This is a genomic window from Robiginitalea sp. (assembly GCF_049588695.1).
Lineage (GTDB): Bacteria > Bacteroidota > Bacteroidia > Flavobacteriales > Flavobacteriaceae > Robiginitalea.
Window position 1 is genome coordinate 1 of sequence record NZ_JBAVZJ010000319.1, and the last position, 9,536, is coordinate 9,536.

8 protein-coding genes are annotated in these 9,536 nt (G+C 48.1%); 1 reads left to right on the top strand and 7 read right to left on the bottom strand.

The window, feature by feature from the left end; genetic code table 11:
* The 7 genes from WBV75_RS07765 to WBV75_RS07795 form a co-directional block, all read right to left on the bottom strand.
* Positions 1-1,351: bifunctional GNAT family N-acetyltransferase/carbon-nitrogen hydrolase family protein (locus tag WBV75_RS07765; protein WP_424120063.1), on the bottom strand; the 1,351-nt coding region annotated here is incomplete at its 3' end.
* Between the two features lie 158 nt (positions 1,352-1,509).
* Complete coding sequence (locus WBV75_RS07770) at positions 1,510-3,510, bottom strand: amidohydrolase family protein (protein WP_424120064.1); 2,001 nt, start codon at positions 3,508-3,510, stop codon at positions 1,510-1,512.
* Between the two features lie 67 nt (positions 3,511-3,577).
* Positions 3,578-5,275: a gamma-glutamyltransferase gene (gene ggt, locus WBV75_RS07775; protein WP_424120065.1), complete on the bottom strand. Its 1,698-nt coding sequence runs from the start codon at positions 5,273-5,275 to the stop codon at positions 3,578-3,580.
* Positions 5,276-5,392: 117 nt separating this feature from the next.
* The gene (locus tag WBV75_RS07780) at positions 5,393-6,469 is read right to left on the bottom strand and encodes a PCMD domain-containing protein (protein WP_424120066.1); all 1,077 of its coding nucleotides are present in this window, start codon (positions 6,467-6,469) and stop codon (positions 5,393-5,395) included.
* 12 nt (positions 6,470-6,481) lie between these two features.
* A complete protein-coding gene (locus tag WBV75_RS07785) occupies positions 6,482-7,255 on the bottom strand; it encodes a hypothetical protein (protein ID WP_424120067.1) in 774 nt (257 codons plus the stop codon).
* A 190-nt stretch (positions 7,256-7,445) separates the two neighbouring features.
* Positions 7,446-8,573, bottom strand: coding sequence for a helix-turn-helix domain-containing protein (locus WBV75_RS07790; protein ID WP_424120068.1), 1,128 nt, complete (start codon positions 8,571-8,573; stop codon positions 7,446-7,448).
* Positions 8,574-8,643: 70 nt separating this feature from the next.
* Positions 8,644-9,234 (bottom strand): hypothetical protein, encoded by a 591-nt coding sequence (locus tag WBV75_RS07795; protein ID WP_424120069.1) that lies wholly within the window; start codon positions 9,232-9,234, stop codon positions 8,644-8,646.
* Between the two features lie 41 nt (positions 9,235-9,275).
* On the opposite strand from WBV75_RS07795, the gene WBV75_RS07800 reads away from it, so the two are divergent.
* The coding region (locus tag WBV75_RS07800; RefSeq protein ID WP_424120070.1) for a hypothetical protein at positions 9,276-9,536 on the top strand (261 nt) is incomplete at its 3' end.

Consider the following 9,536-nt stretch of genomic DNA (forward strand, 5'->3'; position numbering starts at 1 on the left):
GCGTAAAAACCATGGACTGGGCAAATTGGATGTCCATATTATGTACTTTGGGCAGGTTGCCGACGCTGCCTGCAATGGCCACATAGCACTCATTTTCAATTGCCCTTGCCTGTGCACAATGCCGTACCCTGGAATACCCGTTTTGGGTGTCCGTCAGGAAGGGAATAAAAAGGATGTCCATGCCTTCATCGGCGAGGAGTCTGCTGAGTTCCGGAAATTCGGAATCATAACAGATCAGTACCCCGATTTTACCGCAATCCGTTTCATAAGTGCGCAGTTCATTGCCCCCCTGCATACCCCAGACTTTGGCCTCGTCGGGGGTAACGTGTAATTTTTCATAGCGTTCCGTAGTCCCGTCGCGCTTACAGATATACCCGACATTATAAAGGAGTTCGTCACGCAGTTCCGGCATGCTACCTGTGATGACATTAATGTTGTAGGATATGGCCAACTCAGAAAACTTCTGAACGATCTGGGGCGTATATTTTGCGAGTTCCCGGATGGCCTCGGATTCCGGGAGGTGGTTGTCATCTGCCATGAGCGGCGCATTAAAAAACTCAGGGAATAGGGCAAAATCTGACCGATAGGCCGAAACGGCATCAATAAAATATTCGGCCTGTTGCATGAGCTCGGTCAGGTCTTTATACAAACGCATCTGCCACTGGATCAACCCCAGGCGGACTATTTTTTTCTGAGTAGCTGCCTTTACCGAGGGCTTTTCGTAATAAATATTGTCCCATTCGAGAAGCACGGCGTATTCGTTGGAGGCCTCATCGCCTTCCAGATATCCTTTGAGGACTTTGGAGGGATGAAAGTCATTGGACATTTGAAAATTCAGTACCGGGTCGTGAATCTCTTTGCGCTTGACTTTTTCAATATACTCCTTGGGCGAAAGTTCCTGTGCGAACTTGTGATAATTGGGAATGCGCCCTCCAAAGGCAATGCCCCGGAGGTTGAGTCGCTCTGCCAACTCCTTGCGATAATCGTAGAGCCTCCGCCCCAGGCGCAACCCCCGGTATTCCGGTTTAATAAAAATATCAATACCGTATAAGACGTTCCCGCTATTATTATGGGTGTTGAAGGTGTAGTTCCCGGTGATCTCCCTGTAGGTGTGGTGCTGGTCGAAATCCTGGTAATTCACAACTATGGACAGGGCACACCCGGCCAGTTCATCATTGATTTTGATCACTACCTGCCCCTCCGGAAACTTATCGATAAGGGATTTGATATGGGTCTCCTTCCAATACGCATTCGGGATATTGGAATACACCTCAATCATGGCCTGTTTCAAGGCGGTATAATCGTCAAGAGTCAGGTACTGGAGCTCTATGTTTTCTATATTTTCGATCATCCTTTATGCGGGATATAACTGTTTTTTAAGGCATTTTTTTAGAAGCCGTTAGATTATCCGAATTTCCCGGGGCCATTCGCCATTCTCAGGACAGGTTTTCAGGCAGCCCTGAGCTATCTTTTTCTGCGGGCGAATGTACTCATAAAACAAACACATTTTTACTCAAAATGCTTGACTCCGATAGCCTCATATAGTTCCTTTGAGGAATACATTTTGCCGTCTTTTATAGTGAGTGTCACCCGTCGGATATCCGAGATATCGGATAATGGGTTCCCATCGACCAGGATCAGGTCTGCCCATTTCCCGGCTTCAATGGAGCCGAGTTCCTCCCCAAAGCCTGAAACTTCTGCAGCGGTGAGCGTCACCATCTTAAGGACATCAGCATTGGAAATACCGGCCTTAACATAGTTTTCCAGTTCGTTGTGTAGCGAAAAGCCAGACATGGCATCCGTTCCGGGGACCAGGGTAACACCGGCCTCATGGAGGGTCCGTATCATCTCGAGCAGATTGTCATAGGATGCTTTATACTGCATTTCTTGCCCTTCGGGAATTGGCAAGCCCCCGGAATAAAATCCACGGCTTACTTGTACCGGGAGGCGATCCAGAATTTCGACGAACATAGGGTCGGGCTCTCCGGCACTGGTCGTCAACATGCCTTCAAAGATGGAGACCGTGGGGTCCACCACGATACTTCGCGTTTTGAGAAGCTTCACAAAATTTTGGAAGTCAGCACCTTCCACATCAATTTCATGAGCGTGCTTCCCGATCATTGAAAACCTCAGTGGGGTACGGGTATCAATAGTGTCGGACATAAAGTTCAAGGCGATCATATTGATGTGTTGAATTTCGTCGTACCCTTCTTCTACCGCCTGTTGGGCCAGCATATGGGCGGGGATATGCCCACTCACTTTAAGGTCCAGGCTATGGGCTTTTTCCGACAGCGGTTTTACCCAGGCCGGATCTATGGAACTGTAGAGCTTAATCTGGTGGTACCCTCTTTGTTTATAAAAGTCGATAGCATCCAGACCCTCTTCCAGGGTAGAGATGATTTTTCCAATGGGGCCTGCATAAGGACCTGCCTGATCGATAAAACCACTCATCACCAGAATGCGCGGCCCGATGACGGAGTTGTCATTAAACTCATTTCGAATCTCGGGAAGGTCAAAGGAATTGGCCAGATCCCGAACTGAGGTCACCCCGGCAGCGAGATTCAGGATCCCGTCCGAGCGGTCTAAATGGGTGTGCATATCGAAAAGACCGGGGAGCAGGGTTTTTCCCGTTCCATCGATGACTTCCACGTCTTCGGGGAGTTCCGGCTCTGACTCCAGTACGGCTTCTATAATACTTCCTTTCACAACCACATGCCGATTGTTCAGGTTCTCCCCGGACTTTGCATCAAAAAGGTTCACGTTGGAAATCACCAGGGTCCTTTCAGGTATTTGGGTGAGTTCGGTGGCTGTTTTAGCGTAATACTCCTTTTCACGGGTCAGTTGAAGGGCCAGAAGATCCTCGGAAAGCGATTCGAAACCTGTCCGTATGGCTGTGAGCCAGGAGGAGGGAGCTGCAAAGAAGCGGTTTTCCGTATCAAACCAGTAATACGTTGGCGAAAAACCATAACCCACCACCTCGATAAGCTTCAGATTTAGCGTATCCCCAAAACTCATAGGGCTAACAGATGAAATTTGCAGTTTACCGCTGGGGTAAATATCAGTGGCCTGATCCGGGGAAGCCAGCATTTTACGCACTGCCAATTCTGCATTTCCATAGCTGCTATTGGCCCCAATATAAAAGGCTGGGGTCATTAGAGGAGCACTGCCCTGCTCAGAAGTACTTTGCCATTGTGCCTTTCCCCCCGAACTGCTGAAGGTTTCACTAACGGTATCCTTCAGGTAATTGTGCCCCAGAATCTCAATACTTTCCGGGAAACCCTCAGTATTTAAACGGATGGTTTCTTCCAAATGTGGCCCTCTTCCCCGGTCGTTGTATTCCATCTCGTACCGATACGCTCCATCCCCGGTCATCCCGCTTTTAAAATACCCCGCTTTGTTATCGCCAAAAAAGAGGTTGTATTCCATGGGTTGGTAGGCTATCTCCTTTTTTTCGGAATTACAGGACAGGAGCATTATACTGAGAAAAATCAGCGTGAAAACAGGCTTCATAGGTAAGGGTTTTTAAGGTTGGTTACCTCTAAAAGTAGGAAATAATTCCGGTGCGATTTCCCCGGGGTTAATAACCCGCGGCCTGCCCATCTTTACGGGACTCTGAAGCGCCCGTGTACACCCGGTTTTCCAGGTCGATGCCTATGGCCTGATAGCCCCCGTAAATTCCAACACCAAAAGAGATGCGATGTCCTTTTTTACGCAATTCCCGGATCGTGTTGTAGTCAAAACCACTCTCCATGTTCAGGGTACCTCCGTTGGTCATCTGCGATCCGGTCGGTTGAGAACTCCCCGCATGCCTTATACGTGGGGCATCTCCGGCTTCTTGCAGGTTCATCCCAAAATCGATCAGGTTCACTACAATTTGCGCATGACCCTGGGGCTGCACGGCCCCACCCATCAGACCAAAACTCACATAAGGCTTTCCATCCCTGGTGATAAAGGCGGGAATAATCGTGTGAAAAGGCCTTTTCCCGGGTTCCAGTGCGTTGGCATGGGTTTTGTCCTGCACATTAAACATCTGTCCACGGTTCTGAAGTACAAATCCCAACCCATCGGGCACCATACCGGACGCAAATTCGGAATAGATACTTTGGATTAATGAGACCACATTCCCGTCCTTATCAGCTACGGTCAGGTAAGTTGTATTTCCCGATTCGATTTCCATATCCCCTGGAGGGTAGGAGCGTGCCGCCTGGTCCTTTTGAATTAACCCCCTCCGTATAGCCGCGTATTCTTCAGAGAGGAGCTCGGTCAGTGGGATTTGGTTAAAGTCGGGGTCTGCATAAAATTTGGCGCGATCCTCATAGGCCAGCTTCTTCGCCTCTGTGAGCACGTGTACATAGTCCGCACTGCCAAAACCCATGGCTGCAATATCGTATCCCTCCAGGATGTTCAGCATTTGCAGGGCAGCCGTACCCTGCCCGTTGGGAGGTAATTCCCAAACATCGAATCCGCGGTAGTTCGCCGAAACCGGTTCCACCCACTGCGACGTATGGTCGGCCAGATCAGAATAGGAGAGAAAGCCCCCGTGTTTTTTCATATAGGCATCGATGGTCCGAGCGATATCCCCTTTGTAGAAGGCATCCCGCCCCCTTTTAGCGATTTCAGCATAGGTGTTGGCGAGATCGGGGTTTTTAAAGACCTCTCCTTTAGCAGGGGTTTTACCGCCCGGCATATAGGTCTGCGCAAACCCGGGCTGATCCTTCAGGCCTTCATAGTTGGAGGCCATTTCATAGGCGATCACTTCTGATACCGGAAACCCGTCGCGCCCATAGCCAATGGCGGGTTGCAGGATGTCCTTCATCGGGAGCTTTCCAAATTTTTTATGGAGTTCAAACCATCCATCCACACAACCCGGGACTGAAACCGGGAGCGGGCCATAGAGGGGGACATATTTGATATCCCGCTCCATAAAGTACTCGATATTCAGGGATTTGGGAGCCCGGCCACTGCCGTTGAAACCGAAAAGCTTTTGCTGCTTGGCATCCCAGACGATGGCGAAAATATCCCCGCCAATACCACAACTGGCGGGCTCTACCAGCCCAAGTACTGCGTTGGCCGCTATGGCGGCATCCATGGCACTGCCCCCTTTTTTAAGGATTTCCAGGGCGGCCTGGGTGGCCAGGGGTTGGCTAGTCGCCGCCATACCATTTCGTGCGAGCACCTCGGAGCGTGTGGTAAAAGTCTCCCCGGTCAGACGATCCTGGGCGGAAAGGCTCAGAAGGGACAGAAATATTAAAAGGAATACGATTTGCTTTTGCATCGGTATGAATTTATCGAGCCTAAAGCTAAGTAAAAGAAAGCTTTTTGGAACCATCAGGGGAGAGTTCACTGCACTGGGGCGTCGCATCCCAATGGTTGATAGGGCGCCCTGTGCGCACTACTCATAGACCATCTCCACGTCATCGACTATGAGGACACTCCCGATGGCGCCCGCAAAATTGGCCCCGTCGAAGCTCGAGGAGGCTACAAAGATAATATGTGTGGGAAGTACAAAATTTGCCGAATCACGACTTACATAGGCCTCATCCGCCGGACGGGTATAGTCCGGGAAACTGCTATCGAGTTCCCCATAGGTAAATGGAATTTCTTTTTCGCTCAATTCGGCTGCAGTCATATCACTGCGGAACCAGGCCGTCGCCAGCCTTTCCGTATTGCCGCCCGCCCGGACTTCCAGCAGGGCATATATATCACAGGCATCGCCAAAATTCAGCACATTTCCGTCCTTGTCCTTGTTTTCAGGCCCGGGGACATAGGAGAATTTGAACCGGATTTTTTCGGGCCTTCCCGCAAAGGGGGTTCCAAATTCAATAGCGGCCTCAGGATCGGACGGATCGATATTGTCGGAATTAAAGACCCCTGTAAAAAGGGATCCGGCAGAAATCGGAGTGCCAAAGGCACCTGCAATCGGGCCGTTGTCCAGTGTTTCCATTTTGGCGGCAAGGTTGTCATTACCCAGATCGAAGGGGGTAGTGGCCAGTTTATTGAGGATTTGGGTGCCCGGGTTACCCGTGCCCCAAATCGTTGAGGCGGCATCCGCCCCGGGTTCGAAATAGTCCGTGCTGGTCTTGTACCAGAGATTCAGGTCAAAATTGTCTAATTGGGGGTTTTCGTTAGCTACAAAAGATTCTATCCTCCATGGATACAGGGTGCCATCTTCGGCCGTGATGTTGATGATCTGGGGGGTATTCAAATCGAGGAGATCCCCTGCGTTTTTATCTGCTCTGGCAAAGGAGGATACCTCCAGGTTCTCAATTCTTATGGTCGATAAATCCACACCTGCCGGGATCTCAACCAGGACTTTGATACTATCATTGAGAATTTGTGCGTTCGAAGCCTGATTACTCACCGTAATCGCCTTTATATTGCCAAAACTGGACTGCCCGAAGTATTCTTCACCGATGCACGAGGTTACCAGTGAACATACTCCAAAAAGATACAGGATAATTTTCTTCATCACACTGTATAATTAGTTTCGTTTTTTACCCGCCCCAAAGTAATAGGCCAGGCCTAATTTCATGGTGAGGATATTGATGTTAAAGTCCACATTGTTGGTCACAATACGGGATTCTTCAATATCGTTGATCTCGCGGTTTTTTATATTGAGTTCATATCCGAGGACATCCAATTGTACTTCGAAGGCGAAGTTCTCAATAACAAAAAATGTGATGCCCGGACTAATGCCCAACCGTAAATTGAACTCATCACTGTATATTTTTTCAACTTCATCCAGGTTTTTGGTATTCCGGGTCAGGGTATTTCCCACCCCAAGCGACAAACCGACTTCTGTAAAGAAACTAAGTCTTTCTGACTTGGTCAGCGGGACAGAGGAGCGCACATTGGGGGTAAAGTTGTAGGCACGGGAAATGGATTGGGACTGTACTGTATCCGGATCCCGGAAAAGGGTGCCTTCAAAGGTTTTCTGCTCGTATTCAAAATTGAGCCCGATCATCGCATAGTCCCCGGTATAATAGCCACCTTTAAGGACGATGTTAAAAGCATTATCCTGACCGTCCACGACATTTTGAACAAGTTGGTCCACATTGCTTAAATTTCTGTCGCTTAAGGAGAAAGCCAGGCCGGTGTATACATTTCCTTTTTTGAACGGTTTAAATTGCCCGGAGTAATAACTCGACATGAGTTCATAGGGAGAGCTACCGCCATCTTCGTCCTGATTCTCCTGTGCCAACCCCTTTAGAGGCAGTACTAAGATCAGTGTGAATACAACCAGAAGATACTTCATAGTAAAAGGTCATGGGTTTTAAGGAACTGTAGACATGCCTGCTTCGGATGTCAAGGTACTAACTTTTCGGAAAAAAGGGATTTAATGTAAAAAAAGAATGAACCATCATCGTTGCAGAAAACATCTTGAAAATCTTTAAACGTCCATGCCGGCCCTTATGGATTGTCCGCCGGAAGCGGGTATTTTCGTGCTATTGTCGTAAAAATTCTATGGGGGAGGTGCCCTTACTTTTTTTAAAGGCGCGATTAAAGGTAGCTTTTGAATTAAACCCCGAATCATAAGCCAGTGAGATCAGTGTATATTTTTCACCATGCAGCTCGTATAACCGGATAAATTCGGCGATTCTCATATCGTTAATAAAATCATTGAAATTCTGCTCAAAGACCTGATTAATGGTAGCTGAAACGAGCGGTTTACTGACCTGAAGGTGCCGGGCGAGCTCGTCAAGATTCAGATCGGGCTGAAGAAACAGGCGGTCCTTTTCCATCAGGACTGTCAGTTTTTTAGCGATTGCGGCTTTCTCTGAGTCTAAAGTTTTTCCCCCGGCAGGGACGGCATCCCTGACCAGATTGGGCGGGCCATCCGGGGAGTCCATATCAAATTCGATCTTCCCCGGTTGCCTTTGGGCCATCCCCGCCAAACCTATATAAAGGGCTACCGCAACCAGGGCAAGGTTCCACCACCAATCCTGATAAAATTCAAGGTCCAAAAATCCATCCAGGATGTTCATGACTTCGCGGAACAGGAGCCAAAAAACCATAGCATACAGGAAATCCCTGAACCAGTTGAAATTGATGAGTTCCGTATTGCTGAACTGGTTTAGCGACCAGGCCCGGTACTGCTTATAAATACCCAGGCATTTGGTCAGGTAGAAAATATAAGAGGCCCACCGTGCCAGCCGAAAGATATAAGAAAAGTAAAGGTTATAATCGGAGTCGTACCGTTCGACCACCGCTTCGGGCCCTTGTATAAAGGCAGAGAATTCATAGATAAAGTAGACGAGATAAGGCACGAAGTGCCAGAGATCTTTTTTTACTAATTTGAATGAGCGATTCACCTGCGCCCTGAAATAGAAATAAACAACTGGGCCGAATAACAGGCTTACACCCCTGGGAAATCCATTGAGTTCATTCCAAAGTACATTGATCCCCGCAAAACCAAAAGTGTAATCCTGAAGCTCCATGGCGAGGAGAAACATGATCCAGCCCAAAAGTTTATCCGAAAGACGTTGTTCCCTGTACCCTCGTATCAGGAATAGAATCCACATAAGAAGACTGAAGAAATAACCGATCTGCAGGGGAGTGGTGTAAAGGGACATGGCAACAGGAGGGTTTTCAAATAGACAAGCTATCCCGAAAGATAGCTGATCCAAATAAGTTTAGTCTGAATTATTCTGATTTTTTGAGGGTGCGTATACGCTTTGCCATGTCTATTTTATCCCCGGATTGTACACTTTCATCCACGGTTAAAACCAGCATCCGGATCCCCCCTTTTTTATAATAGATTTTCTGACCGATTTCCAGGGAGACACCGCTATTGGACATGGGTGAAAGGTTCGGCTTCATAACTCCCGGGATAATAAGCGGTATAGATTTCATGGAGGAATTATGTAAGGTAAAACTTATAGTTTCAGTACTGGAAGCGGCTACATCTTTGGGTTCCCGCTCCACAAAAGTAAGGGTGATGCTGATGGCTTTGGAGGAGGTGTTCTTTAGTTTGAGGATGTTACCCTCCGCGACATATAATACAGCTTTGCCCATTGGGCCCAGGCCAAATCCACTCACTTGTTTACGGGTTTCAGGGTCCAGTACGGAAACATTGACTTGTTTGCCAGAGGAATTACTGAGTTTCACATCGTAATTCGCAAATTCAGCATAGGACAGCTCTACGGACGCTCTGGCCGAAATCTCGACTTTTTCTTTAGCGGACACTTGAAATCCTGCCATCAGGATACTTAGGATTACTACTACTTTTTTCATCTTGTTTTGTTTTAAGGTTTATAATCGGACCACAGTTTTTTGTGATTCACAAGGCGAATGTAGATCAGGAGGATGGGCTGAGCGACTTATATTATGATTTGAGACATCGGATTCAAAAATCAGGGGTCTCATATCATTTGAGACGTGGGATACTGCCGCCATTTGACGGGGGATTCTTCATGAACAGGAGGAGGGAACAGGATGGGGGGCATTGCTCCCCGATTAACCTTCAACCCACACGGCCGTATCTTATTTTTTCCTACTTTAAACAGGAATTCGAGGGGTCGGGATGTCATCTGAAG

Coding starts and splice junctions, on each gene's coding strand:
- ggt (WP_424120065.1), bottom strand. CDS start 5,275: ATGCAAAAGCAAATCGTATTCCTTTTAATATTTCTGTCCCTTCTGAGC.
- WBV75_RS07770 (WP_424120064.1), bottom strand. CDS start 3,510: ATGAAGCCTGTTTTCACGCTGATTTTTCTCAGTATAATGCTCCTGTCC.
- WBV75_RS07795 (WP_424120069.1), bottom strand. CDS start 9,234: ATGAAAAAAGTAGTAGTAATCCTAAGTATCCTGATGGCAGGATTTCAA.
- WBV75_RS07790 (WP_424120068.1), bottom strand. CDS start 8,573: ATGTCCCTTTACACCACTCCCCTGCAGATCGGTTATTTCTTCAGTCTT.
- WBV75_RS07785 (WP_424120067.1), bottom strand. CDS start 7,255: ATGAAGTATCTTCTGGTTGTATTCACACTGATCTTAGTACTGCCTCTA.
- WBV75_RS07780 (WP_424120066.1), bottom strand. CDS start 6,469: ATGAAGAAAATTATCCTGTATCTTTTTGGAGTATGTTCACTGGTAACC.